This is a genomic window from Dactylosporangium sucinum, from assembly GCF_014647515.1.
GTDB lineage: Bacteria > Actinomycetota > Actinomycetes > Mycobacteriales > Micromonosporaceae > Dactylosporangium > Dactylosporangium sucinum.
Genome location: NZ_BMPI01000045.1, coordinates 63,681 through 89,337, shown reverse-complemented (window position 1 = coordinate 89,337; position 25,657 = coordinate 63,681). Strand labels below are relative to the sequence as shown.

Here is a 25,657-nt window from a genome sequence, read left to right as displayed (position 1 = left end):
TCGATCAGGGAGTCGCCGGGTGGAGTTGTCCGTCAGCGTGCTCGGCGACATGACCGCCACCGTGCGCGGGGAGCCGGTCGACCTCGGCGGACGGCGGCAGCGGGCCGTGCTCGCGGTCCTGGTGCTCAACCGCGGCGACATCGTCCCCACCGATCGGCTGGTCGACTGCGTGTGGGCCGGGCACCCACCGGGGAACGCCGCCGGCGCCCTCCAGGCCTACGTCTCGCACCTGCGCCGCCGCCTCGAGCCGGGCGGCACCGCGCGCGCCCGCGGCAACGTCATCGTGAGCCGCCCGCCGGGGTATGCCCTGACGCTCCCGCCGGACGCCGTCGACGCCTGGCGCTTCGAGCGCCTGGTCCAGACGGCGCTGCAGGGCGACGAGGCCGCGCAGCGCGAGCTGCTCCCCCAGGCGCTGCGGCTGTGGCAGGGTCCGGCCTACGCCGAGTACGCGGACGAGGCGTGGGCCCAGCCGGAGGCCGCCCGCCTGTCCGAGCTGCGCGAGGTGGCGCGGGAGCAGCTGCTGTCCGCGCGCCTGGCGTCGGGTGAGTCGGCGGTGCTGGTGCCGGAGCTCGAAGCCCTCGTGGCCGAGGAGCCGCTGCGCGAGAAGCGCTGGCGGCTCCTCGTGCTCGCCCTCTACCGCGCCCACCGGCAGGGCGATGCGCTGGCCGCGCTGCGGCGCGCCCGGCAGACGCTGTCCGACCAGCTGGGGGTGGACCCGGGGCCGGCGCTGCGGTCGCTGGAGGCGGAGGTCCTGGCGCAGGCGCCGTCGCTGGACGCGCCGCGGTCCGGGAGCACGTCGCCGGAGCCGGCCGCCGTGCCGGCGCTCCGCGCCCACGAGGGGACGGCGCCCGCGCCCGCATCGGGCGACCTTTCGGAGATATCCGAAAGGCGGGCAGCGCCGCGGGACGTGCTCGTCGACCGCGAACGGGAGGTGTTCGAGCTGCGGCAGGCCGCCGCCGACGCCTTCGACGGGCTGGCGCGGTTCGCCATGATCGAGGGCCCGGCCGGCATCGGCAAGAGCCGGCTGCTCACCGAGGCCCGGCGCATCGCCGAGGAGCACGGGGCGCTCATCCTCACCGCGCGCGGGAGCCAGCTGGAGAAGGAGTTCGGCTTCGGCGCCGCCCGGCAGCTCTTCGAGGCCCTGCTCACCCAGCCCGCCGAGCGGGAGCGGCTGCTCAGCGGGGCCGCCGCCTCGGCCGCCTCCGTGTTCGACCTCGGCGGCACCGAGCCGCAGCGCGGCGACCACACGTTCGCGGCGCTCCACGGGCTGTACTGGCTCACCGCCAACGTCGCCGCCACGCGCAGCCTCGCCATCGTCGTCGACGACCTGCAGTGGTGCGACACGGGATCGCTGCGCTTCCTCGCGTACCTCGTCCGCCGCCTCGAAGGCCTGCCGGTGCTCGTGGTGGCGACGCTGCGGACCGGGGAGCAGTACGACGACGACGCGCTGCTCGCCGAGCTGCAGCTCGACCCGGCCACCGTCGCCGTGCGGCCCGGGCCGCTCTCCCTCGACGGCGTCGCGGACCTCGTGCGCGAGCGGCTCGGCGGCGCGGCCGAGGACCGGTTCATCGCCGCCTGCCACCGCACCACGTCGGGCAACCCGCTGCTGCTGCGCCAGCTGCTGAAGGCCCTCGAAGCCAACGGCGTGCGGCCGAGCGCGGCCCACGTCGGCACGGTGACCGCGATCGGTTCACGGGCCGTGTCCAGCATGGTCCTCATCCGCCTGCGCCGGATGCCGGCCGCGAGCACCGCCGTCGCGCGGGCGATCGCGGTGCTCGGCGACGGGGCCGGCCTGCCGACCATCGCCGCGCTCGCCGGGGTGGACGAGCCCGCCGCGGCGGCCGCCGTCGCCGCGCTGGCGCGGGCCGAGGTGGTGCGCCACGAGTACCCCATCGGCTTCGTGCATCCCCTGGTGCGCGACGCCGTGTACCAGGACCTACCGCCCGGCGAGCGGCAGCTGCACCACGAGCGGGCCGCGCGGGTGCTGCACGGGCTGTCGGCCGCGCCCGAGCAGATCGCCGCGCACCTGCTGCAGATCCCCGAGCGGGCCGACCCCTGGGTCGTCGAGGTGCTGCGGGCGGCGGCCGAGACCGCGCTCAACCGCGGCGCGCCCGACGGCGCCGCCACGTACCTGCGCCGCGCGCTCGCCGAGCCGCCGCCGGCCGCCAAACGACCGGCGGTACTGCTGCAACTCGGGCAGGTGGAGACCCTCAACGACGGTCCGGCCGCGATCGCCCACCTGCGGGCCGCGTACGACGACCCGATCACCGACCCGGCCACCTTCGCGGCGGTGGCGCGGATGCTCATCCACACGCTGATCTTCGCCGGGCCGGAGGGCAACGCCCCCGAGTTCGCCCGGCAGGCCTCGGCGCGGCTGGCCGGCGAGTTCGTCGACGAGCGGCAGGGCATGGTCGCGCTGGAGCGGATCGCGGCCTACATGTACAGCGGCGACGCGTTCGCCGCCGGGGAGTTCGCCGGCGAGATCACCGGCGGCGGGCTCGGGGCGCGGATGCTGGCCGCCTGCCGGTCCTGGGAGCTGGTGGCGCGCGGCGAGGACCGGTCCGCGGCCGTCGGGCTGGCCGAGTTCGCCCTCGCCGAGGGCGTCCTGCTGCGCGGCGACCCGGGCCTGTTCTGGGTGATCGCGGGCGTGGTGCTGGAGAACGCCGACGTCGACGCCGGTTCGCTGTGGGACGACGGGCTCGCGCTCGGCCACACGCGCGGCTCCCTGTTCACCGTGCTCGCCGCCCACCTGTGGCTCGGGTGGCGGCTGTGGCAGCGCGGCGACCTGCCGGAGGCGCAGCACAACCTGCTCGCCGCCAACGAGCAGAACGTGCGCTGGGGCGGCGTGCCGGCGCTCGGCGTCGCGTACGGCGAGGCCTACCTGGTGCGCGTGCTCATCGAGCGCGGCGCGCTCGCCGAGGCCCGGGCGTTCGTCGACGCCCGCCATGCCCACGTCCGCATCGGCGACGGCATCCGGCTCTTCGCCCAGGCCAAGGTCGACCTGCTCATGGCCGAGGGCCGGCCCTCCGACGCCATCGCCGTGCTCGACACCGAGCTGACCACGGGCTACCTCGCCAACCCGATGTGGTTCGAGGAGCGGTCGCTGCGGGCCAGGGCGCTCGCCGCGCTCGGCCGGCTCGACGAGGCGGTCGCGCTCGCCGAGGCCGACCTCGCCCGGCTGCGCGACTGGGGCGCCCCGCGCGCCGTCGGCCGGGGCCTGCGCCTCCTCGGCGCGCTGCGGCGCGACCCGGACCTGCTGCGGGAGGCGACGGCGCTGCTGGCCGGCACGGAGGCGCGGCTGGACTACACGCGGGCGCTGTACGGGCTGGGCCAGGTCGTGGACGAGCCCGTCGAGCTGTACCGCGAGGCGCTGAAGCTCGCCGAGGAGTGCGGCGCCGCGCCGCTGCGGGCCGAGATCGCCGCCGCCCTCGCCGCGCTCGGCGACGAGGTGCCGGCCGAGCCGCCCGCCGCGCTGACCACGGGCGAGCGCCGGCTGGTGGCGATGCACGTCGGCGGGGCCGACGACCGCGAGATCGCCCAGGCGCTGTTCCTCACCCCGCACACGGTCCGCGACACGCTCGACACGATCCGCCGCCGGTTCGGGGTCACCGACCTCGCCGAGGTCTGAGCCGAGGTCTGCGCCGAGCTATCGGCGCACCGCGCGGTTCAGGTCAGGTTCAAGTTCGCTCCAACCCGCGTGCCGCACGGTGGTCACCGACGACCACCGACGCGAAGGACCACCGTGACCACCACTGCCAGCTCGCTGCGCGGCCTCTGCGGCGGCGCCGTCCACCTGCCCGGCGACCCGGGCTACGACACCGCCCGGGTGCCGTGGAACGTCGCGGTCGACCTGCGGCCGGCCGCCGTGGCGTACCCGGCCGACGTGGTGGAGGTCGTCGAGGTCGTGCGGGCCGCCGCGGCGGCCGGGCTGCGGGTCGCGCCCCAGGGCACCGGTCACAACGCCGGCCCGCTCGGCCCGCTCGACGACGTGGTCCTGCTGCGGACGTCGGCGATGACGGGCGTCGCCGTCGACCCGGACCGGCGCGTCGCCCGCGCCGAGGCGGGCGCGTTGTGGGTCGACGTGGTCGAGCAGGCCGCGCCGCACGGGCTGGCGGCGCTGCACGGCTCCGCGCCGGGCGTCGGCGTCGTCGGGTACTCGCTCGGTGGCGGTCTCGGGTGGTACAGCCGGAGCCTCGGACTGCAGACCAACCGGATCACCGCCGTGGAGCTGGTCACGGCGACCGGCGAACGGGTGCGGGCCGACGCCGGGCACGAGCCGGACCTGTTCTGGGCGCTGCGGGGCGGCGGCGGCAACTTCGGGGTGGTGACAGCGCTCGAGTTCGAGCTGTTCCCGATCGCGCACGCCTACGCCGGGCTGCTCGTGTGGGACTGGACGCACGCCGAGCGGGTGCTGCCGGCCTGGGTGTCCTGGGCCGCCGACGCGCCGGACGAGATCACCACCGCGTTGCGGCTGGTGCGGCTGCCGTCGCCCGGGCGGCAGCTGGTCGTCGTCGACGGCGCCACGCTCGGCGACCCGGGCGTGCTGGCGCCGCTGCGGGCGCTCGGTCCTTCGCTGGACACCTTCGCGACGGTACCGGCGGCGGCACTCATGCGACTGCACATGGATCCCGAAGGTCCGACGCCCGCGGTCTCCCGGTCGGCGCTCCTCGGGCCGCTGCCGCCGGCGGCGCTGGACGCCCTGCTGGCGGTGGCCGGCCCCGGCTCGGGCAGCTCGCTCATGGTCACGGCGGAGCTGCGGCAGCTCGGCGGTGCGCTGCAACGGCCGGCGCCCGGTGCGGGCGCGCTGCCGTTCCTGGAGGGCGACTTCGCGCTGCTCAACGGCGGGATCCCCGGGAAGCCGGAGGTGGTGGCCGACGCGGAGCGGGTGATCTCCGCGATGCGGCCGTGGGCGGTCGACCGGGAGTACCTCAACCTCACCGAGGTCGCGATCGACACCTCGCGGGCGTTCGAGCCGGCCGCCTGGGCGCGGCTGCGGGCGATACGCGCCGCCGTTGACCCCGGTGGGTTGTTCGTCGCCAATCACGTCATCTGACCGTCGTCTTCGCGCGGGGTGCCGGTCACGACGGGAGTCTATGGTCGCGGGCGTGAAGTCCCTTCTCGGACACAAGCGGCCGATCCCGGCGCATGTCGCCGTCTACGCGTTCGTCATCATCCCGTTCCTCGCGCTGCTGGCCGCCGTGCCGTTCGCCTGGGGCTGGGGGCTCGCGTGGCTCGACGTGGTGCTCGCGGCGACGTTCTACACGGTCACGTGCCTCGGGGCGACGGTGGGCTTCCACCGGTACTTCACCCATGGCGCCTTCAAGGCCCGCCGCTGGCTGCGCATCGCGCTCGCCGTCGTGGGCAGCATGTCGGTGCAGGGCCCGATCCTGCACTGGGTCGCCGACCACCGCCGGCACCACGCCTTCTCCGACAAGGAGGGCGACCCGCACTCGCCGTGGCTGTTCGGCACGTCGCCGCTGGCGCTCGTCCGGGGCTTCTGGCACGCGCACCTCGGCTGGATCCTGGACCGCAACCTCACCAACCAGGAGCGGTTCGCGCCGGACATGCTCGCCGACCGGGACATGCGGATCGTGCACCGGCTCTTCGGCCCGCTGACGATCGTCACGCTCGCCCTGCCGGCCGTGCTCGGCGGCCTCATCAGCTGGAGCTGGTGGGGCGCGATCACCGCGTTCTTCTGGGCCGGCCTGGTCCGGGTGACGGCCCTGCACCACATCACCTGGTCGGTGAACTCGGTCTGCCACATGATCGGCGACCGCCCGTTCGCCGCCCGCGACCGCTCGGCCAACTTCTGGCCGCTCGCGATCCTGAGCATGGGCGAGTCGTGGCACAACCTCCACCACGCCGACCCGACGAGCGCCCGGCACGGCGTCCTGCCCGGCCAGATCGACATCTCGGCCCGGCTGATCTGGCTGTTCGAGAAGGCCGGCTGGGCCTGGGACGTGCGCTGGCCGACCCGCGAGCGGGTGGCCCGCCTGCGGCTTCAGAGCGCGTAGCTCGTCTGGCTGTAGGGGTCCTTCCCGAACGCGGTGACCTTCCGCGGCGCGACCCGGTAGACGTCGGCGACCCCGGCGCCGCTGGCGTGGTGGAACCGTCCGTCCCTGGCCTCGAACCGCCACTCCTCCCCGTACTTGCCCAGCCAGGCCGCGGCGGCCCGCTGCAGCGCGTCCTGGTCGGTGACCTTGACCGCGTCCCCTTCGACGACGACGTCGAGCCCTCCGTGCAGCGCGTTGGCACCGGTGGTGGCGGCGACCGCGGGGTTGTTGCCGAGATTGACCGCCTTCTGCTCCTCGGAACCCGTGCAGAACCAGAAGGCGTCGTCCAGCCACACCCCGATGAGCGGCGTGACGTGCGGCCGGTGGCTCGCCCTGACCGTCGTCAGCCAGTACACGCCGGCCTCGCCGAGCACCGCTTCGGTCCGCTCCCAGGGGACGGCGGTGGCGGTCGGATCGCTGTATCGTGGATCGAGGTTCGATTGCGGCATTGGCGTCCCCTTTCGGAGGTCCTGTCCCGATGCTCGAGCGTTCTCCCCGAATTCTGACATCGTCCTGGGGCAAGCTGCAGGTCGAGGGCCTCGGCGTGGTCAAGGACCTGAAGGCCTGGCCGGGCGGCGCCCGCGAGTGGGACTGGTCGGAGACGGGCACGGGCCACTCCCCCGGCATCCAGCTCGCCGACGCCGAGGAGCTCCTGGCCAACGGCGCGACCGTGGTGGTGCTGTCGCAGGGCATGGAGGAGCGCCTGGAGGTCCCGGAGTCGACCGTCGAGGCGCTGGAGGCGCGCGGGGTCGAGGTGCACGTGGCGCCGACGCCGGAGGCGATCGCGCTGTACAACGACCTGACCGCGACCGCCGCCGTCGGCGGCCTGTTCCACTCCACCTGCTGACCGGCGAGCAGGCACGCGCCGCGCCCGGCCTCCCCGATCACCTTGCCCCGTGCCGCTGCGGCCGTTGCCCGGCTACCGCCGGGCAACGCTTCTGTTGAGAGTAGCCCTCAGGCACCCCCGTCAATCCGCCGATGAAAACCGACTTTTGCCCGCATAATGGGCAGGTGACCGAGGACCGCCGCGCACATGTCGGCCGGCAGCCGATCTATGACCGCGACGGCGCGGTCGTCGGCTACGAGCTGCTCTTCCGGGCCGACACCGGCGCCGTGTCGGCGAGCCGGATCGACGAGTACGCCACCGCGCGCGTGCTCGTCGCCGCGTTCACCGAGTTCGGCCTGGAGGAGCTGACCGGCGGACGGGTCGGGTTCCTCAACATGACCCGGGAGTTCCTGACCGGCAAACTGCCGCTGCCGTTCGACAACAGTCAGGCGGTGCTGGAGGTACCGGCGAACACCGAGGTCGACGAGGAGCTCCTGGCCGGCGTCACCGTGCTCGGCGAACGGGGCTACACCATCGCGCTCGACGGCTTCCGGTGCGGCGGCGGCCAGGACACCCTGCTGCCGCTGGCCACCTACGCCAAGCTCGACATGCTGGATCCGGATGAGGGTGTACTGCGGGACGCCGTCACCCGCTGCCGCCAACACAAGCACCTGCACCTCATCGCCCAGCGGCTGGAGAGCACCGACGCGCTGCGGCTGGCGTTCGACCTCGGCTTCGACCTGTTCCAGGGGCACATCCTCGGCCGGCCGCACGTGAGCTCGACCGTCGCCCTGGCCCCGGCGCGGCTGGCCCGGCTGCGGGTGCTCGCCGCGCTGAGCGTCGACGACGTCGACCTCGACGAGGTCGTGACGATGGTCAGCCAGGACGCGGGCCTCAGCATGCGGCTGCTCCGGGCGACCAACGCGGCCTCGTTCGGCCTGACCCGCACGGTGTCGTCGGTGCGCGAGGCGCTCGTCGCGATGGGCCTCAACCGGCTGCGCCAGTGGGTCACGCTCATGCTCGTCGCCGACCTGACGTCGGCCGACCAGGAGCAGCTCAGCCAGATGCTGGTCCGGGCCCGGCTCTGCCAGCTGCTCGCCGACGACGCGCACGGCGTCCCCGGCGAGATCGCGTACATCGGCGGCCTGCTGTCCGCCGTCGCCGACCTCTTCGGCGAGCCCGTCGACCGGATCGTCGCCGGGCTCCCGCTCGACGACGCGCTCGTCGCGGCGCTCACCGACGGCAGCGGCCCGCTGGGCGAGGTGCTGACCGTCGCCCGCGACTACACCAGCGGCGAGGCCCCGTCGCCCGAGCGGCCGGGGCTGGTCGAGTCGTACCTCGCGGCGCTGCGCTGGACCACGACGGTGACCCGCGAGCTGGCCGCGGAGCTGCCCGCGCGGGGCCCGCTGTAGCGCTGCGCCCGGTTCGGGAGCCCGGCCGGCCGCTGAAGGCCGTAGAGTGCCCTCGTGCGGCGGGTGTCGTTGGTGGGCAACTCCGGCTCGGGCAAGACGACGGTCGGCCGCGCGCTCGCCACGGCCCTCGGCGTGCCGTTCGTCGAGCTCGACGCCATCTTCCACCAGCCCGGCTGGCAACCCTTGGAGCGCTCCGAGTTCCGCCGCCGGGTGACCGGCGTCTGCGCGACGGACGGCTGGGTGGTCGACGGCAACTACAGCGCGGTCCGCGACCTGGTCTGGGCCAGAGCCGACACGGTCGTCTGGTTCGACCTCCCGAGGCGCACGGTGATGCGCCAGCTTCTCCTCCGCACCCTGCGCCGCGGCCTGACCGGCGCCGAGCTGTGGAACGGCAACCGCGAGCACCTCCGCGACCTGCTGAGCACCGATCCGGAGCAGTCGATCCTGCGCTGGGCCTGGGTCAAGCACGCCACCTACCGCGCCCGCTACCGCGCCGCGGCAACGGATCCGACGTGGTCGTCCCTGACCTTCGAACGCATCGCGTCCCGCTCCGACGCCCGCCGCGTGCTGGCCCGCGCCGCCACCCCACCGCGTTGATCTTGCAGTTATGGTGCCGCGACACTCCCACGATGTCCGGGTTTGTCAACCACCACAACTGCAAGATCGACGCAACGAGGTCGGGCGTCAGGCGGAGGCGCGCAGGACCAACTCCGGGTTGAAGATGACCGAGCGTGGGGAGCGGGTCGGCTCGCGCAGGCGGGTCAGGAGGAGCTGGGCCATCTCGCCCGCCATCTCCTCGACCGGCTGGCGGACCGTGCTCAGCGGTGGGTGGCACTCCGTCGCCGCCGTGCTGTCGTCGAAGCCGATCACCGCGACGTCGTCGGGGACGCGACGGCCGGACTCCTGCAGGACGCGCAGTGCACCGTCGGCCATCAGGTCGTTGGCCACGAAGATGCCGTCGACCTCGGGGGCCGACGCCAGGAGCTTGCGGACCGCGCGCTCGCCGCCGGCGCGGGTGAAGTCGCCCTCGACGTGCAGCGGGGTGCCCAGGCCGTGGGCCGCTGCCGCCTCCTCGAAGCCGGACAGGCGGTCCTGGGCGGCCGGCATGTCGAGCGGGCCGGTGATCGTCGCCAGGCAGCGGCGGCCGAGGGACGCCAGGCGGTCGACCGCCATCCGGACGCCGGCGCGCTGGTCCACGTCGACGAAGCTCGTGTTCACCGGGCGGCCCGGCCGGCAGGACAGTACGACCGGGACACCCAGGTCGACCAGTTGCGCCGGCAGGGGATCGTCGGCGTGGCTGGAGATGAGCAGCGCGCCGTCGACGTGGCCCTGCCGGAGGTAGCGCAGCAGGTGCGGCCGGGCGGGCGGGTCGGCCAGGAAGATGACCAGGTGGATGCCCAGCGGGCGGAGCACCTCCTGGGCCCCGGCGGTCACGCGCCCGAGGTACGGGTCGGTGAACATGCGCGTCAGGAACGGCGTCTCGTAGCCGCTGCGCTCCGGCTCCGACACCACCAGCGCGATCGAGTCGGTCCGCCGGGTCACCAGCGAGCGGGCCGCGAGGTTGGGCACGTAGCCGGTCGCGGCGATCGCGCGCTCCACCGTGCGGCGCAGCTCGGGGTCCACGGTCTGTACGCCGTTGATGACCCGGGACACGGTCGCACGGGACACCCCGGCGTAGTTGGCGACCTGCTCAAGGGTGGGCGGTCGCGAGTCGCTGCCCGTCATGGTTGTCACGGTAGATCGTGCCCCGAAGCGATGAGGAGCCGCGGGTGGACGGACTCGGCGTTTCACGTCCACCCGCGGCTGGATTGGGTTACCTAGGGACGCCCGTCGGCGCCGCACTTGATCTTCGGACGGATGCAGTCGTTCACGCGGCGCTCCATCTCGGCCTGCGGCCAGGCGTTGAAGAAGTCGCCGTGCATGGTGAACCCGGCCCCCGACGACAGCCGGATGCGCGCCGGGTCACCGTTCACGGGGTACCGCAGCACCTGCCGCAGCTTCGGCACGGGCACCGGATGGGTGCTCGGGCAGGCGTTGTTGACCGGGTACGCCATGTGGCTCTTGTGGTCGGCGGAGTCCAGGTCGCGCCCGTTCCAGCACTGCGGGAAGTCGAGGTACGACTCCAGCATCGAGTCGGCCGGGCAGTTGATGAAGTCCTTCCCCGCGCCGGCCTCGTTGTGGTGCAGGCAGGACCAGCGGGAGATGGTGGTGGCGTCGGGCGCCGTCGCCTTGGCGTTGCCGGCGACGATCCGCAGCCCGAAGGGCAGCGGCTGGGTCTGCTCCCGGACGGCGTCGCTGACCCCTTCACCGAGGTAGTAGAACGTGGTGATCACGGGCTCCTTCGCGACGTTGTCCTGGTACAGGGTCGGCACCCAGTACGAGGACTTGTCGACCGCCGGGTTGCAGTTGCTCGGCCCGTTGGCGAGGTCGTTGACCGTCGTGTTGGCATTCGTGACGGTACTGCCGAAGAAGCTGTGCATGTGCGACGCGCCGGCCAGCCCGGGGAACACGATCGGGTCGTCCGGCAGCCGGTGGGAGAACGGGCAGTCGGCCAGGAACTCCGCCACCCGCACCACGTTTGGCGGCAGCGTGGTCGGCGGGGTGGTCGCGCCACCGGTGCCGAACACCTGGAACTCCCAGAGGGACACGCCGTACTGGGTGGCCCGGCGGGTGGTGTTGATCCGCACGTAGCGGCCGGAGCCGCTGACGTTGAGGGTCTGCACCCCGCCGGTGCCGTTCACCGTGGTGTTGATCGTCGTCCACGAGCTGCCGTTGGCCGACGTCTGGATGGTGAAGTCCCGGGCGTAGGCCGCCTCCCAGTTCAGCACCACGCGGGTGATGGTCGCCGGCGCGCCCAGGTCGACCTGCAGCCACTGCGGGTCGCTGAACGCGCTCGACCAGCGGGTGCCGGCGTTGCCGTCGACGGCGTTGGCGGCGGGCGAGCCGCCGTTCTCCACCGAGGACGCCGTGGCCGGCTTGCCCTGCGAGATCGGCACCTCCGCCGCGTCGGCGGCGGTGAGCAGCCGCGTCCCGATCCCCGCCGCGATGACGGCGGTGAGCGAGGCGCCGATGATCAGGCGACGGAGTCTCACTTGTACACCCGCACGTAGTCGACGTACATCCGCGACGGGAACGGCGTGGTGGCGTCGATCGGGCCGGGGAAGTCACCGCCGACCGCGAGGTTCAGGATCAGGTAGAACTGGTGGTCGTACACCCAGGGACCACGCGTGGTCTCGACGGTGTCCTTGTCGGCCACCAGGATGACCTGGTTGTCCACGCGGAACGTCATGTGCTTGCTGTCCCACTCGACCGAGTAGACGTGGTAGTCCAGGGACAGGTCCACGGTCGAGATCTTCTGGCCGTAGCCGCCACCGCCGTTGTAGGCCGGCGCGTGCAGGGTCGAGTAGATCTCGTTGGTGTTCCGGCCGAGGATCTCCATGATGTCGATCTCGCCGTTGTACGGCCACGGGCGGCCCTGCAGGAAGTCGGCGCCCATCATCCAGAACGCGGGCCACAGGCCGTTGCCCTTCGGGACCTTGATGCGCGCCTCGACCCGGCCGTACTGCGTGGAGAACTTGTTGCTGGTGTTCATCCGGTGCGACGTGTAGTCACGCCCGCCCTGGGTCTCCTTGCGGGCCTCGATCACCAGGGAGCCGCCCTGGATGCTCACGTTGCCGTTGTTCGTGTAGTACTGGATCTCGTTGTTCTGGCCGGTGCCCGGGTCGATCGTCCACTTGGCCGGGTCGGGCAGCGTGCCCGTGTTGAACTCGTCGGCCCAGACCAGGTTGGTGGCCGGGAACACCGGGTCGGCCGGCGGCGCGGGCGGCTGGGTCGGGTTGCCGCCGGTGCCGTAGACCTTGAACTCCCACAGCGAGTAGCCGTAGCCGTTGGAGCGCTGGGTGCCGTACATCCGCACGTAGCGGCCGGAGCCGTTGACGGTCAGGGTCTCCTTGAAGCCCTTGCCCGTCGTGGTCGTGTAGATCGGCGTCCAGTTGGCGGCGTCGTTGGACGTCTGGATCTGGTACGACACGGCGTAGGCCGGGTCCCACTGCAGCACGACCTGCTTGATCTGCGCGACGGCGCCGAGGTCGACGTAGATCCAGCCCGGGTCGACCCAGCCGTTGGTGGAGCTGGTTGCCCAGCGGCTGGCCGGGTCGTTGTCGAACGCCTTGTCCGGCGAGCACGGGTTGCAGTTGACGTCGTTCTGCCAGGTGGAGGCGACGGCCGGCTTGTTGTACGACAGCAGGACGCTGTTGCCCGGGTTGGTGCTCTGGCTCGGGCTGGGGCTGCCGGGCGTGTCGCTGGTCGTCGGCACCGTGCCGCCGACCCGGATCGCGAACTCCCACAGCGAGTAGCCCCACTGCGTGGCCCGGGCGGTGCCGTTCATCCGCACGTAGCGGCCGGCCGTCGGGGTGACGGTCAGGACCTGCGTGCCGCCGGTGCCGGTCGTCGTGGAGTAGACGTTGGTCCACGTGGTGCCGTTGGTCGACACCTGGATCTGGAACGCGGTCGCGTACGCCGCCTCCCAGTTCAGCGTGACGCCGCAGACCTGCTGGGTGCTGCCGAGGTCGACCTGCAGCCACTGCGGGTCGGAGGCGGCGCTGGACCAGCGGGTGCCGAGGTTGTTGTCGACGGCGCTCGACGCCGGGGTGCCCGCGTTCTCCGTCGAGGACGCGGTGGCGGTCTTGCCGATGGCGGCATTGGCGGTGCCGCAGGTGCCCGGGTTGTCGGGGGTTCCGCCGTACACCTGGAACTCCCACAGCGAGACGCCGTACTGGGTCGCCTTGGCGGTGGCGTTGAGCCGCACGTAGCGGCCGTTGCCGGACACGGTCAGGCTCTGGTTGCCGCCCGCGCCCGTCGTCGTGGTGTAGATGTTGGTCCAGTTGGTGCCGTCGTTCGATGTCTGGATCTGGAACGCGGTGGCGTAGGCCGCCTCCCAGTTCAGCGCGACGCGGCTGATCGCCTGGGCGGAGCCGAGGTCGACCTGGATCCACTGCGGGACGCTGAAGGCGCTGGACCAGCGGGTGCCGGTGTTACCGTCGGTGGCGCTCGCGGCCGGCGTCGCCGCGTTCTCGGTCGACGAGGCGGTCGTCGGCTTACCCTGCGAGAGCAGGGTCTCCGCGGCGTCGGCGCGCGTCACGACCACGACGATGTAGGCGCACAGCATGGCGGCCACCGCGAGCGCGATGGTCCCGTAGCGCAGCGCTCTGGTGGATCGATGGCCGGGGCGGGGTACCGACCAATCCATAGGTGAACTCCATTCGTGGGGGTGTTGCGTGGCGGTACTGAGAGAGCGCTCTCTCAGATCCGTTCACAATGCGCTCTCGGTCGAGGCGTGTCAATCCTCGACGGCGAATGGGAGAGCGCTCTCCAAGCCGGACTCCGCTGCTGGTCACGCCCCGATGACGGGTGGTAACCCATGGAAGAACGCTGATCGGGCTTGCTTCGGGAGCGCTCTCCCGAAGCCGCTCCGGCCCTCTCACGCGCCGGGACAACACGGGCCGCAACACGGGCCGGGACGGCGCGAGGCGAGCGGCCGGGCGCGCGCAGGTGGTCGGCGGCGGACGTGAAGCGGCGGGGGAAGCCAGCCAGCCTCCCCCGCCGCCCTTCGGTCAGATCACGAGCAGGTCAGCGACGGAACCGGGTTGCTGCCCGAGTACGACGCCTGGAAGCCGAACGTCGTCTTGCCGCCCGGCGGGATCGAGCCGTTGTACGACGCGCTCCGTGCGGTGACCGCAGTCCCCGACTGGGAGACGGTCGCGTTCCACGAGTTGGTGATGCGCTGGTTGCCCGAGAACGACCAGCCGACCGTCCAGGCCGAGATCGCCGAGCCGCCGGTGTTGGTGACCGTGACCTCGGCGGTGAAGCCGCTGCCCCAGTCGTTCTTCACGTACGTCGCCGAGCACTTGCCGCCGCCCGGGTTCGGCGGGGGGGACGAGGACGTCGGCGGGTTGGACGTCGGCGGCTGGCCGTCGGTCGTGACGCTGAACGAGTTTACCGCCAGGCCCTGCCCACCCGTCCAGGGCTCGAAGCCGGCCTGGAGGCTGGTGAGGTACCACGACGTCTGCGCATAGCCCCGGGACACCGTGTCGTTGAAGAACGTCGCCGGGGCGAAGTTCAGCGAGCCGGTGCCCTGCGTGCGCACGTACGAGATCACGTTCCAGCCGATGTTGCCGTACCACACGTCCCAGGTCCCGCCGGCCAGGTTGACCGTCGCGACGCGGGAGCCGACCGGCTGCGGTGCGCCGGCGTGGTTGAGCCAGATCATGATCTCGGCGCCGGTGTTCTGCCCGTCGGTGCGCGGCGTCGGGTCGAACCAGATGTCGTACGCGGCGTCCCACTGCCCCGACCCCGGGTAGCTCATGCTGACGCTGCTCTGCAGCGTGCCGAACCGGGCGTCGCTGACCCGCAGCGGCAGGATGCTCCCGCTGCTGCAGTTGGCGTAGTGGCAGCCGTAGTAGACCGACGGGTACGACGCGGGCGCGCCGTTCGTCGGCACATTGTGGTTGGCCTGCGAGATGCTGAAGCCGGTGCTCGTCACCGTGATGCACTGGGGCTGGTCGGTGCCCCAGACGTTGTTCTGCACGATGTACCGCCCGCCCTGGATCGTGGTCGAGCCGTACTTCTCGCAGATCACGGTATCCGCGGACGCCGATGTCGCGGTGAGGACCACGGCGGTGCCGGCCGCCGCGAGGAGCCCGAGCGCGGCGAGCCCGGCCTTCCATCTTGTGACCATGTGTGTCTCCCTTCCATCGAGCACCATGAGCGCCCGACGGAAGGGAGGCGGTCCACCTGTCGTATTTATCCGATTTTGTACAGCGGGAGCAGCGAAACTTACCGATGACTACCGCCACCGCTCGTGGCGGCCGGCGGTGGGAGGATGCGGGGCATGGACACGCTCGACGGGCTCGGCGACGAATACTTCGACCGGCACTTCGCGGCCGATCCGTTCCTCGCCGGGAGCTTCGGCGTGGCCGGGTTCGAAGCGGAGGTGCCGGACCCGAGCCGGGAGGCGGCCTCGGCGCACCGGGCCGAGCTGGGGCGACTGGCGGCGCGGCTGGACGCCGTCGACGGGGGTGACCCCGTCAGCCGTGCCGTCCTGGGCCGGCTGCTGCGTGACGGGCAGCGGACCCTCGACGACGGCCTCGTCGAGGTCGCGGTGACGGCCAGCATCGCCGGGCCGTTCGCCCAGGTGATCTCGACCGTGCCGGCCGCGACCGGCCCCGACGACGCCTACCTGGCCCGGCTCGGCAAGCTCGGCGACTACTTCGACGCCTGGGCCGATCGCTACCGGCGGGCCGCCGCCGACGGGCGGTTCGCGACCGCGCTCGGGGTGCGGCAGGCGGTCGCGCAGGTCGACGCCTATCTGGCGACGCCCCTGCAGCGGGATCCGCTGGTGCGGCGGGACTCGGTGCGGGCCGAGGCCACGGCGGTGGTCGATGCCACGGTACGCCCGGCGCTGGCCCGGTTCCGCGCCGTCCTCGCCGACGAGCTGCTGCCGGTCGCGCGGCCCGGGGAGCAGGCCGGCGTGGGGCACGTCCCCGGCGGCGGCGACGGCTACCTCGCCCTCGTCCAGCAGTACACCACCACCGGTTTCGGACCGGAGGCGATTCACCGTCGGGGTCTGGACCTGGTGGCGCGGCTGCGGGAGGAGTTCGCCGAGCGGGGCGGAAGGGCGCTCGGGACGACGGACGTCGCCGAGGTGCTGGGGCGGCTCCGCGACGACCCGGCGCTGCGGTTCGCGGCCGGGGCGGAGATCGTCGGCGCCGTCACCGACGCGCTGCGGCGGGCCGAGGAGGCCGTCCCCGACTGGTTCGCCGGCTACGACATCGCCCCGTGCACGGTCCGCGAGATGGACCCGGCCGAGGCGGAGAACTCGGTGCTCGGCTACTACCTCGCCCCGTCCGCCGACGGCATGCGCCCCGGCACGCACGTGATCAACACGTACCGCCCGGACCTGCGGCCCCGCTTCGAGTACGAGGCGCTGGCGTTCCACGAGAGCGTGCCCGGCCACCACCTGCAGATCGCGGTCGCCCAGTCCCGTGCCGACCTGCCCCGGTTCCGCCGCTTCGCCTACTTCGACGCCCACGGCGAGGGCTGGGGCCTCTACGCCGAGCGGCTCAGCGACGAGATGGGCCTCTACACGAGTGAGCTGAGCCGCCTCGGGATGGTCTCGTTCGACGCCTGGCGGGCCTGCCGGCTCGTCGTCGACACCGGCGTGCACCACCTCGGCTGGTCCCGCGACCGGGCGGTGGCCTACATGCGCGACAACACCGCGCTGTCGGAGACCAACATCGCCAACGAGGTCGACCGGTACATCGCGATGCCGGGGCAGGCGCTGGCGTACATGATCGGCCGGCTGCGCATCGACGAGCTGCGCGAGCGCACGCGCGGGTCGCTCGACGTGCGGGCGTTCCACCACGAGGTGCTCGCCCACGGCCCGCTTCCCCTCGACGTGCTGGAGGAGCTCGTCGTCGCGGCCGCGGGGCGCTGAGTCACCGGCGGGTGTCGGTCGCCACGATCGCGAGCGGACCCGAGCCGGCAGAGTCCGAGCCGCCCCGCGGATAAATGGGGCGGCGGCGCCGGGCGCGATCGCTTAATTTTGGTCGCGAAATTTCGGTTGCGCGCACCGGCACGGGGGTGGGAGTCGATGGCACTCGTTGAGGCACGTCAGTTGACCAAGGTGTTCCGGCGGCCGGAGAAGGACCCGGGGCTGCGGGGGGCCGTCAAGCACCTGTTCGTCAGGCGGTTCACCGACAAGGTGGCCGTCGACCATGTGGATCTGTCGATCGAGGCCGGGGAGGCGGTCGCGTACGTCGGGCCGAACGGGGCCGGGAAGTCGACCACCGTCAAGCTGCTCAGCGGCATCCTCGTGGCCACCTCCGGGGAGGTGCGCATCGACGGGCTGTCACCGCAGCAGGACCGGGTGAAGCTGGCGCACAAGATCGGCGTGCTGTTCGGGCAGCGGACGCAGCTGTGGTGGGACCTACCCGTCTCCGAGTCGCTCGCCGTGCTGCGGGACATCTACGGGATCGACCACGGCACCTATCGGCAGCGCATGGCGCGGTTCGAGGACGTGCTCGAGTTGGGGGAAGTGCTGCCCGTGCTCGGGCGGAAGCTGTCGCTCGGGCAGCGGATGCGGGCCGACCTGGCCGCCGCGCTGCTGCACGCACCGCCCGTCGTCTATCTCGACGAGCCGACGATCGGGCTCGATCTCGCCGTCAAGGACCGGGTGCGGGAGTTCTTCCGGACCGTGCGGGACGAGGGAACGACCGTGATGCTCACCAGCCACGACCTCGGCGACATCGAGGGGTTCTGCCGGCGGCTCGTCATCATCGACGAGGGGCGGATCATCTTCGACGGGGACCTGCAGGCCGTCAAGGACACGTTCGCGCGGGAGCGGATCCTCAACCTGGAGACCGAGACCGCGGTGCCGCTCGACAAGCTGCGGGAGGCGCTGCCGGGGGCGGAGATCGAGGCCGGCGAGACGCCCCTGCAGTACGCGGTCAGGTTCGACCGGTTCGCGATGACCGCGGGGCAGGCGGTGACGGCGCTCGCGCCGCTGACCAACCTGGTGGACTTCCACGTCGACGAGCCGTCGATCGAGGACGTCATCCGCCGCGTGTACTCCGGCGAGCTGCAGCTGGACGCGGCCGCATGAAGCCGTACCTTGCCTTCGCCCGGGCCACCGCGCTCAGTGCGCTGGCCTACCGGGGCAGCTTCCTGCTCTCGCTCGGCGGGGTCGCGTTCCAGCTCATCGCGCTGCTCGCGGTGTGGCGGGTGCTGCTCGCCGGCGGGGCGAGCGTCGGCGGGTTCGACTGGGCGCACATGCGGGGGTACCTGCTCGTCGCCTTCGCGGCCGGCGCGCTCGTCGGCTCGTTCGTCGACTTCCGCATGTCGTCCCGGATCCGGTCCGGGCTCATCGCGCTCGACCTGGTCAAGCCGGTCGACTACCAGCGCGCCCGGTTCTGGGAGACCGTCGGCGGCGTCTGGATCGAGATCGCGGTGGTCGCGCTCGTGGCCGGGCTGGCGGTGGTGTTCGGCGGGCTGCCGGTGACGCCGGACGGGCCCGAGCTGGCGCTGTTCCTGTGCAGCATGGCGCTCGTCGTGCCGCTGAAGTTCATCGTGTCGTACCTCACCACGCTCGCCTGCTTCTGGACGGAGAACTTCGTCGGCGTGCTGTGGGCGCGCCAGGCGGTCACCGCCCTGCTCTCCGGCGCGCTGGTGCCGCTGGCGTACTTCCCGGGCTGGCTCGCGACGGCCGCCACCTGGTCGCCGTTCGCCGGGCTGACCTCAACCCCCGCCCTTATCTTCATCGGCCGGGTGAGCGGGCGCGAGGCGCTGCTGCTCGTGGCGGTGCAGCTGGGCTGGGCGGTCGTGCTCTGGTACGCGGCGCGGGCGCTGTTCCGCACCGCCCTTCGCCAACTGACGGTCCACGGGGGATGACGATGATCCGGTTGTACGGGCGGCTGCTCGGCGCCCACCTGCGGTCCCTGCTGGAGTACGAGGCCGACTTCTGGCTCATGATATTCGGCACGGCCATGATGCAGGTCGTCAACGTGGCGTTCCTGTCGGCCATCTTCGCCAAGGTGCCGCACATCAACGGCTGGTCCTTCTGGGCCGTCGTGGCGATGTTCGGCATGGTGGCGGTGGCCGAGGGCGTCGGCTCGCTGTTCTTCGAGGGCATGTGGAACCTGGCCTGGCAGATCAACCAGGGCGACCTCGACTACATGATGGTCCGGCCGTACCCGATCCTGCTCCAGGTCAGCAGCATGCAGATCGGCATGAACGGGCTGAGCAACATCGTGACGGGCGGGCTGATGCTCGGCTTCGCGCTGGCCAACGTGGACGTCGCCTGGTCGGTCGGCCGGGTCGGGCTCGCGCTCGTCGTCCTGCTCAGCGCGATCGTGATCAAGGTCGCGATCAACCTGGCCACCAACGCCGTCTCGTTCTGGATGCAGAGCCCGAGCCCGCTGTTCGCGTTCGCCGTGCACCAGGTCGGCGACCTGGCCCGGTTCCCGCTCTCGGTGTACCCGCTGGCGCTCAAGGCCGCGCTGGGGTTCGTCCTGCCGTTCGCGTTCGTGAGCTTCTTCCCGGTGAGCGTGGTGCTCGGTCACGGGCCGGTCTGGGTCGGGCTGCTGACGCCGCTGGTGGCGGTGTACTGCGCCGTGGTGGCCTGGATCGTGTTCTCCCGCGGCCTGCGCCGCTACGAGAGCGCGGGTTCCTAGCGCCCGGCGACGGCGCCCGGCTGCCGCCCCCTGTGACGGCGCCCGGCGACCGCTCCCGCACAGACGTTGGTCGATCTACCCTCGGAATTCGAGATCAACTTGAGGGTAGATCGACCAACGTCTTCGCGGGCCGGCGCGGACCGTGGCGGCGCGCGCGGACCGGAGTCATGAAGCTCCCGCGAGAAAGTCACCATCCTTGACTGTTGACTAGCGGAATGTTTTGCGGCCGGGCTATGTTGAAGCGCGCAGGACGCGGGGAACAGCCCCACGGAAGACAGTGGAGCGTGCGAGATGCAGTTCGGAGTGTTCACCGTCGGTGACGTCACGCAGGACCCGACCAACGGGCGGACGCCCACCGACGCTGAGCGGGTCAAGGCCATGATGACCATCGCGCTCAAGGCCGAGGAGGTCGGGCTCGACGTCTTCGCGCTCGGGGAGCACCACAACCCGCCGTTCGTGCCCTCGTCGCCCACCACCATGCTCGGGTGGGTCGCCGCCAGGACGTCCAGGTTGCAGCTGTCCACCGCCACGACGCTCATCACCACGAACGACCCGGTGAAGATCGCCGAGGACTACGCCATGCTGCAGCACCTCGCCGACGGGCGGGTCGACCTCATGATGGGGCGGGGCAACACCGGGCCGGTGTACCCCTGGTTCGGGCAGGACATCCGCAACGGTATCGCCCTCGCCATCGAGAACTATGCGTTGCTTCGGCGGCTCTGGCGCGAGGACGTCGTCGACTGGGAGGGCAAGTTCCGCACGCCGCTGCAGGGGTTCACGGCCACGCCGCGGCCGCTCGACGGGGTGCCGCCCTTCGTGTGGCACGGCTCGATCCGCAGCCCGGAGATCGCCGAGCAGGCCGCATACTACGGTGACGGCTTCTTCGCCAACCACATCTTCTGGCCCAAGGAGCACACGCAGCGGATGGTCGACCTCTACCGGCGGCGCTTCGCGCACTACGGGCACGGCGACGCCGACCAGGCCATCGTCGGGCTCGGGGGGCAGGTGTTCATGCGCAAGAACTCGCAGGACGCGAAGCGGGAGTTCCGGCCGTACTTCGACAACGCGCCCGTGTACGGGCACGGGCCGTCGCTCGAGGACTTCACCGCCCAGACGCCGCTGACGGTCGGCAGCCCGCAGGAGGTCATCGACCGCACGCTCACCTTCCGTGAGTACGTCGGCGACTACCAGCGGCAGCTGTTCCTCCTCGACCACGCCGGGCTGCCGCTCAAGACGGTGCTGGAGCAGCTCGACATCCTCGGCGAGGAGGTCGTGCCGGTGCTGCGCAAGGAGTTCGCCATCGGGCGGCCGGCCCACGTGCCGGACGCGCCCACCCACGAGTCCCTGAAGGCCGCTCTCGACGCGGAGAAGGTGCAGGCATGACGCGCAGGCTCGTGGCGGTCTCCGCCGGGCTGAGCAACCCGTCGTCGACGCGGCTGCTCGCCGACCGGCTCGCCGAGGCGGCCCGCGCCGCGCTCGCGGCCCGCGGCGAGGAGGTCGAGGTCCGGGCGGTCGAGCTGCGCGACGTCGCGCACGACGTCACCGACCACCTGCTCACCGGCTTTCCGTCGCCCGCGCTCAAGGACGCCCTCGACGCGGTCGCCGGGGCCGACGGCCTGATCGCGGTCAGCCCGATCTTCAACGCGTCGTACAGCGGCCTGTTCAAGTCGTTCTTCGACGTGCTCGACGACGGCGTGCTCGACGACAAGCCGGTGCTGCTCGGCGCGACGGGCGGGACGGCCCGGCACTCGCTCGCGATCGAGCACGCGCTGCGGCCGATGTTCACGTACCTCCACGCCGTCGTCGCCCCGACCAGTGTCTTCGCGGCCACCGAGGACTGGGGCCACGAGGGGACGCTGCATCAGCGCATCGGCCGGGCCGGCGGCGAGCTGGCCGCCCTGGTCGCGGCCCGCGAGCCGGCGACGGTGGCCGACCCGTTCGCGCTGACGACGACGTTCGACGATCTGCTCAGGGGCGCCTAGAAGTACCGGGCGGCGGCGATCTGGTCCCGGGTGAGGCGGGGACCAGCATCCCGCGCTCTCGTAGCGGCGCGGGCCGCTACGAGAGCGCCGCGCTGCCCGGGTGGGTGTCAGGACGGCGTCGGTGGGCGGGACATGATCCAGACCGGGAGGTCGTCCACCCGCAGGTCATGCTCCACCTCGAAGCCGACCGACCGGTAGACCTCCACGTTGGCCGGGTTCGACGTCTCCAGGTACGACGGCAGGCCGTCCGCGTCCGCCCGCGCCAAACCTTCCGCCATCACCGTCCGGCCCAGGCGCCGGCCGCGGGCGGCCGGGTCGGTGGCCAGCACGCCCAGGTACCAGTGCGGAAACGCCGGCAGCGCCGCGTGGACCGTCGACTGGTAGCGGCCCCAGCGGTCGTCCGTCGCCGGGGGCTCCCCGTGCCGCGCCGTCGCCGGACCGTCCCACATCGCCACCGCCGCGCCGCCGTCCGCCAGCCAGACCGTGCCCCGCGTCACCCGCGGGTCGAACAGGGACGCGGCCAGCGCCGACGCCTCCGACTCGTACGTCGACGGGGACGGCAGGAAGTAGCGGATCGCCGGGTCGGACTCGAACGCGGCCACGAACGTGGCCACGGCGGCGGGGCGGTCGGCAGGGGTCGCGAGCGTGATGCGGGGGGTCGTCACGGCCACGTCATATCACGGATCAGCTGCTCGAACTGCGCCTTTTCCAGGCGCTGGCCCTCCGCCGGCTGGGCCGCGAACGAGTACGTGACGCCGTGCGCCTCCCACAGCACCTCGAACCAGTCGCCCGTGGGATACACCGTGCCGGTCCGCGAGCCCAGCTTCACCGTGCCGGCCGGCGCCGAGCGCGCCGGCGGGGTCAGGAACGCCTCGAAGCGCAGGTCGGGACCGCCGGCCCGGGTGTAGCCGAACGGGAACGACGTGCCCGGCAGCGACCGGTACGTGGCCGGAATCGCGGTCCAGCCCGTGAACGACGGCAGGTCGGCCTCGCGGACGACCAGGCGGTCGCGGCCCGGCGCCGAGCCGTCCTCGAGCGCGCGGTCGCCGAGCGGCCGGTCCAGGGTGGCACGGACCTCGGCCGTGGCCGGGCCCGAGCCGGGCTCGCAGGACACCTCGACCAGGTTGCCGCCCGTGGCGGTCAGCGTCACGTGCTCGTCGGACTCGTCGACCACCGCGGTCAGCGGACCGAACTCGGCGCACAGGTCCGGCGGCTGGTCCACGTACAGGCGGACCGAGCGGCCGTCGCGGGCGACCCGCGCCACCTGCCACCCGACCTGGGCGACGACCTCCAGCGGGCCGCCGCTGGGCGACGGCGGCGGGACCTCGATCGGCGGCGCCGGGGCGGGGCGCAGGACGGCCGCGGCGGCGAGCACGGCCAGCACGGCGCCGGCCGCGCCGGTCGCGGTCCAGGCCGTCCGGCGGCGCCGGCGGGCCGCGGCGTGGATGATCCGCGTCGTCGGCGGCGTGAGCAGCTCCGCCGGTACCTCTGGAACCGCGCGTTCGACGAGGTCGCGCAAGTCGTCGTGGCTCATCGGTCGACCGCCTCCGACAGGTGCCGGTCCTGGCGGAGCGCGGCCAGGGCGCGAGCCGTGTGGGACTTCACCGTTCCGGCCTTCATGCCCAGCGTGCGCGCGGTCGCCTCCTCGGTGAAGTCCCCGAGGTACCGCAGCATCAACACCGCCCGCTGCTGGCGGGGCAGGCGGGCCAGCGCCTCCACCACCACGTGCCGCAGTTCGACCTGGCCGTGCGGGTCGGGCGCCGCCGGCGGCTCCGGCAGGCGCTCGGTCGGCACCTCACCCCGCCAGCGGCGGCGCCACCAGCTGAGGTACGTCGTGGCCAGCATCGCCCGCAGGTAGGCGTCCGGCGAACCGTCGCGGATGCGCGCCCAGCGGCCGTAGGCGCGGGCCAGCACCGTCTGCACGAGGTCCTCGGCCTTGTGCCAGTCGTTGGTGAGCAGCCACGCCGACCGCAGCAGGCGCGGCCAGGCGACGCTCACGTACGACTCGAAGTCCTCCACGGCGGGTCAACGACCTGGACCGCCGGGAAGGTTGTCACCGGTGACGCGGGCGAGGTAGGCGTCGATGGCGTCACGGTTGCGGGCCAGGCAGGCGATGCGCGCGTCCATCCGGTCGCGCTCCTGGCGGAGCAGGTCGACCACCTCGGGCCCGGCGTCGGAGATGGTGATCGCGCAGGGCGTGTCGAGGCACGGCAGGACGTCCTTGATCACCCGCGTCGGCAGGCCGGCGTCGAGCAGGCCGCGGATCTGCTGGACCCGGCCGACGAGGTGCTCGCCGTAGTCGCGGTAGCCGTTCGCGAGCCGCCCGGGAGTGAGCAGCCCCTGCTCCTCGTAGTAGCGCAGCAGCCGCGCCGGCGTGCCCGTGCGCCGGGCCAGCTCGCCGATGCGCATGTGACGTTTCCCCAATCCGGTTGACCTTCACACTAATGTGAACGTCCGAGGATGCGCCACATGAACCTCGTGGTGCTCGCGCTGGCGCAGTTCCTGCTGGCCCTGGACTACTCGATCGTCTACGTCGCCCTGCCCGGCATCGCCGACGACCTGGGCCTCGACCTGGGCACGGCGCAGTGGGTGGTCAGCGCGTACGCGGTCCCCTTCGCGGGGTTCCTGCTGGTCGGCGGCCGCCTCGCCGACCGCGTCGGCGCCGCGCGGCTGTTCGTGGCGGCGACCGCGCTGTTCGGCGTGGCGAGCGTGGCCGGCGGCCTGGCCGGCGACGGCGCCGTCCTGCTGGCCGCCCGCGGCGCGCAGGGCGTCGCCGCGGCGCTACTGCAGCCGGCGATCCTGGGCCTCATCGGCACGTCGTTCGCGGCCGGACCGGCCCGCACGCGCGCCCTGTCGGTCTGGGGCGCGGTGGGCGCGTCCGGGCTGGCCGCGGGCGTGGTGCTGGGCGGCCTGCTGACCCGGGCGAGCTGGCGCTGGACGTTCCTGGTGAACGTCCCGGTGACGGTGTTCTGCGCGGTGGGCGCCCTGGTGTGGCTGGCGTCGCGGCCGTCGCCGGCGCAGCGGCTCCCCCTGCGCGCTTCGCTGCTCGGCACCGGGGCGGCCCTGTCGCTCGTCCTGGCCCTGACGCTCATCCCGTCGGCCTGGGCCCTGGTCGCCTTGGTGGCGGCGGCCCTGCTCACGGCGGCGTTCCTGGCCGGCGAACGCTCATCCGCCGCCGTCCTGGTCGACCGCTCCCTGCGGCGCCTGCCGTCGCTGCGCCTGGGCGCCGCGGCCACGGCCCTGTACATGGCGAGCGTGGGCTCGGAGTTCTACGTGGTGACGCTGTTGCTGCAGCGGCTGCGCGGCTACGAGCCCCTGCTGGCGGGCATCGCGTTCCTGCCCCTGGCGGCGATGGTGACGTTGGGCAGCTCCGCGACGGGCGCGACGATCCGCCGCCTCGGCACACCCCGGACCCTGGCCGGCGCCTTCGCGCTGGCCTGTGCCGGGCTGGCCACGCTGGCGGTGGGTGGCACCGGGTCCTACGTCACCGGACTGCTGCCCGGCCTGCTGGTGAGCGGTTTCGCGCACGGCATGATCTACACGTCGATGTTCATTCTGGGCGCCCAGGATGTACCGCCGGCGCACCAGTCGTCGGCGGCCGCCCTGCTGACAACGTCCCAGTACCTGTCGGGCGCCGTGACGCTGGCGCTCCTCACGCTGGTGCTGGACGGCGCCCACTTCGGCGCGGCGTTCTGGATCACGGCCGGGTGCGCGGCGCTGGGCGCGGCGCTGGCCCTGCGCCGCCCCCAGGTCGAGGCGGTGCAACCTGTCGCTGTGAACTGACGTTGGTCGATCTACCCTCATGCCGGGCGCGGAAAACGAGGGTAGATCGACCGACGTATATGAAGAGCACCGCGCGCCGGACCCGGACGCGCTCATCCGCGGGACCGACCCGGCCGCAGCGGCCCGCCGGACCGGCCCCAGCACCCCGGCCCCAGCAGCCCGCCGGACCAGCCCGGCCGCAGCCGCCCGCGGGATCGACCCGGCCGCAGCGGCCCGCCGGACCGGCCCGGCCAGCCCGGCCCCAGCCGCCCGCCGGCGGCCGCAGCCGCCCGCCGGACCAGCCCGGCCGCAGCGGCCCGCGGGACCCGGCGCGGTTTGGGCGTCGAGCCGCGCGGAGCGGCCAGCGGCAGCGCGCGCCGGAGTGCCGGCCGCT

General features: G+C 72.8%; 22 protein-coding genes. 13 read left to right on the top strand and 9 right to left on the bottom strand.

Annotation, left to right across the window (positions count from 1 at the left end):
* Nucleotides 1-19: 19 nt before the first annotated feature.
* The 3 genes from IEZ31_RS36710 to IEZ31_RS36700 all read left to right on the top strand — a co-directional run bounded on the left by IEZ31_RS36710 (nt 20) and on the right by IEZ31_RS36700 (nt 6,014).
* On the top strand, nt 20-3,628 hold the full coding sequence (locus IEZ31_RS36710) for an ATP-binding protein (protein WP_229836194.1): 3,609 nt from the start codon (nt 20-22) through the stop codon (nt 3,626-3,628).
* Between the two features lie 114 nt (nt 3,629-3,742).
* Entirely contained in the window at nt 3,743-5,053 is a 1,311-nt protein-coding gene (locus tag IEZ31_RS36705; RefSeq protein ID WP_229836193.1) for an FAD-binding oxidoreductase, read from the top strand.
* A gap of 40 nt (nt 5,054-5,093) precedes the next feature.
* On the top strand, nt 5,094-6,014 hold the full coding sequence (locus tag IEZ31_RS36700) for an acyl-CoA desaturase (protein ID WP_190254680.1): 921 nt from the start codon (nt 5,094-5,096) through the stop codon (nt 6,012-6,014).
* Here IEZ31_RS36700 and IEZ31_RS36695 read toward each other — a convergent pair.
* A complete protein-coding gene (locus IEZ31_RS36695; RefSeq protein WP_190254679.1) occupies nt 6,002-6,502 on the bottom strand; it encodes a pyridoxamine 5'-phosphate oxidase family protein in 501 nt (166 codons plus the stop codon). The two genes, IEZ31_RS36700 and IEZ31_RS36695, sit on opposite strands and share 13 nt — an antisense overlap.
* A 29-nt stretch (nt 6,503-6,531) precedes the next feature.
* On the opposite strand from IEZ31_RS36695, the gene IEZ31_RS36690 reads away from it, so the two are divergent.
* The 3 genes from IEZ31_RS36690 to IEZ31_RS36680 all read left to right on the top strand — a co-directional run bounded on the left by IEZ31_RS36690 (nt 6,532) and on the right by IEZ31_RS36680 (nt 8,888).
* Nucleotides 6,532-6,900, top strand: a complete 369-nt coding sequence (locus IEZ31_RS36690; RefSeq protein WP_190254678.1) for an Mth938-like domain-containing protein — start codon at nt 6,532-6,534, stop codon at nt 6,898-6,900.
* A 164-nt stretch (nt 6,901-7,064) separates the two neighbouring features.
* Nucleotides 7,065-8,291: an EAL and HDOD domain-containing protein gene (locus IEZ31_RS36685; protein ID WP_190254677.1), complete on the top strand. Its 1,227-nt coding sequence runs from the start codon at nt 7,065-7,067 to the stop codon at nt 8,289-8,291.
* 54 nt (nt 8,292-8,345) lie between these two features.
* Nucleotides 8,346-8,888 (top strand): shikimate kinase, encoded by a 543-nt coding sequence (locus IEZ31_RS36680; RefSeq protein ID WP_229836191.1) that lies wholly within the window; start codon nt 8,346-8,348, stop codon nt 8,886-8,888.
* 87 nt (nt 8,889-8,975) lie between these two features.
* On the opposite strand, the gene IEZ31_RS36675 is transcribed toward IEZ31_RS36680, so the two are convergent.
* The 4 genes from IEZ31_RS36675 to IEZ31_RS36660 form a co-directional block, all read right to left on the bottom strand.
* A complete protein-coding gene (locus IEZ31_RS36675; RefSeq protein WP_373294745.1) occupies nt 8,976-10,025 on the bottom strand; it encodes a LacI family DNA-binding transcriptional regulator in 1,050 nt (349 codons plus the stop codon).
* 83 nt (nt 10,026-10,108) lie between these two features.
* The gene (locus tag IEZ31_RS58960; protein ID WP_308429465.1) at nt 10,109-11,383 is read right to left on the bottom strand and encodes a DUF1996 domain-containing protein; all 1,275 of its coding nucleotides are present in this window, start codon (nt 11,381-11,383) and stop codon (nt 10,109-10,111) included.
* Nucleotides 11,380-13,539: a discoidin domain-containing protein gene (locus IEZ31_RS36665; protein WP_229836190.1), complete on the bottom strand. Its 2,160-nt coding sequence runs from the start codon at nt 13,537-13,539 to the stop codon at nt 11,380-11,382. The genes IEZ31_RS58960 and IEZ31_RS36665 overlap by 4 nt, the downstream gene beginning before the upstream one ends.
* A 369-nt stretch (nt 13,540-13,908) precedes the next feature.
* Nucleotides 13,909-15,027: a glycoside hydrolase family 12 protein gene (locus tag IEZ31_RS36660; protein ID WP_190254675.1), complete on the bottom strand. Its 1,119-nt coding sequence runs from the start codon at nt 15,025-15,027 to the stop codon at nt 13,909-13,911.
* Between the two features lie 153 nt (nt 15,028-15,180).
* Between IEZ31_RS36660 and IEZ31_RS36655 the strand changes: the two genes are divergently transcribed.
* The 6 genes from IEZ31_RS36655 to IEZ31_RS36630 all read left to right on the top strand — a co-directional run bounded on the left by IEZ31_RS36655 (nt 15,181) and on the right by IEZ31_RS36630 (nt 21,501).
* Nucleotides 15,181-16,785 (top strand): DUF885 domain-containing protein, encoded by a 1,605-nt coding sequence (locus IEZ31_RS36655; protein ID WP_190254674.1) that lies wholly within the window; start codon nt 15,181-15,183, stop codon nt 16,783-16,785.
* A gap of 156 nt (nt 16,786-16,941) precedes the next feature.
* Complete coding sequence (locus tag IEZ31_RS36650; RefSeq protein WP_190254673.1) at nt 16,942-17,952, top strand: ABC transporter ATP-binding protein; 1,011 nt, start codon at nt 16,942-16,944, stop codon at nt 17,950-17,952.
* The gene (locus IEZ31_RS36645; RefSeq protein ID WP_190254672.1) at nt 17,949-18,737 is read left to right on the top strand and encodes an ABC transporter permease; all 789 of its coding nucleotides are present in this window, start codon (nt 17,949-17,951) and stop codon (nt 18,735-18,737) included. The genes IEZ31_RS36650 and IEZ31_RS36645 overlap by 4 nt, the downstream gene beginning before the upstream one ends.
* Before the next feature lie 2 nt (nt 18,738-18,739).
* A complete protein-coding gene (locus IEZ31_RS36640; RefSeq protein WP_229836189.1) occupies nt 18,740-19,519 on the top strand; it encodes an ABC transporter permease in 780 nt (259 codons plus the stop codon).
* Nucleotides 19,520-19,810: 291 nt separating this feature from the next.
* Nucleotides 19,811-20,902, top strand: a complete 1,092-nt coding sequence (locus IEZ31_RS36635) for an LLM class flavin-dependent oxidoreductase (protein ID WP_190254670.1) — start codon at nt 19,811-19,813, stop codon at nt 20,900-20,902.
* Entirely contained in the window at nt 20,899-21,501 is a 603-nt protein-coding gene (locus IEZ31_RS36630; RefSeq protein WP_190254669.1) for a CE1759 family FMN reductase, read from the top strand. The genes IEZ31_RS36635 and IEZ31_RS36630 overlap by 4 nt, the downstream gene beginning before the upstream one ends.
* A gap of 107 nt (nt 21,502-21,608) precedes the next feature.
* On the opposite strand, the gene IEZ31_RS36625 is transcribed toward IEZ31_RS36630, so the two are convergent.
* From IEZ31_RS36625 to IEZ31_RS36610, 4 genes are read right to left on the bottom strand one after another with little or no spacing between them, the layout of a single operon-like run.
* Complete coding sequence (locus IEZ31_RS36625) at nt 21,609-22,166, bottom strand: GNAT family N-acetyltransferase (protein WP_190254668.1); 558 nt, start codon at nt 22,164-22,166, stop codon at nt 21,609-21,611.
* The gene (locus IEZ31_RS36620; RefSeq protein ID WP_190254667.1) at nt 22,163-23,035 is read right to left on the bottom strand and encodes a hypothetical protein; all 873 of its coding nucleotides are present in this window, start codon (nt 23,033-23,035) and stop codon (nt 22,163-22,165) included. Before IEZ31_RS36620 ends, IEZ31_RS36625 begins: the two co-directional genes overlap by 4 nt.
* Nucleotides 23,032-23,520, bottom strand: coding sequence for a SigE family RNA polymerase sigma factor (locus tag IEZ31_RS36615; protein WP_190254666.1), 489 nt, complete (start codon nt 23,518-23,520; stop codon nt 23,032-23,034). Before IEZ31_RS36615 ends, IEZ31_RS36620 begins: the two co-directional genes overlap by 4 nt.
* A 6-nt stretch (nt 23,521-23,526) precedes the next feature.
* Entirely contained in the window at nt 23,527-23,910 is a 384-nt protein-coding gene (locus IEZ31_RS36610) for a MerR family transcriptional regulator (RefSeq protein ID WP_190254665.1), read from the bottom strand.
* Between the two features lie 60 nt (nt 23,911-23,970).
* On the opposite strand from IEZ31_RS36610, the gene IEZ31_RS36605 reads away from it, so the two are divergent.
* Complete coding sequence (locus IEZ31_RS36605) at nt 23,971-25,284, top strand: MFS transporter (RefSeq protein WP_229836188.1); 1,314 nt, start codon at nt 23,971-23,973, stop codon at nt 25,282-25,284.
* Nucleotides 25,285-25,657: the final 373 nt, after the last annotated feature.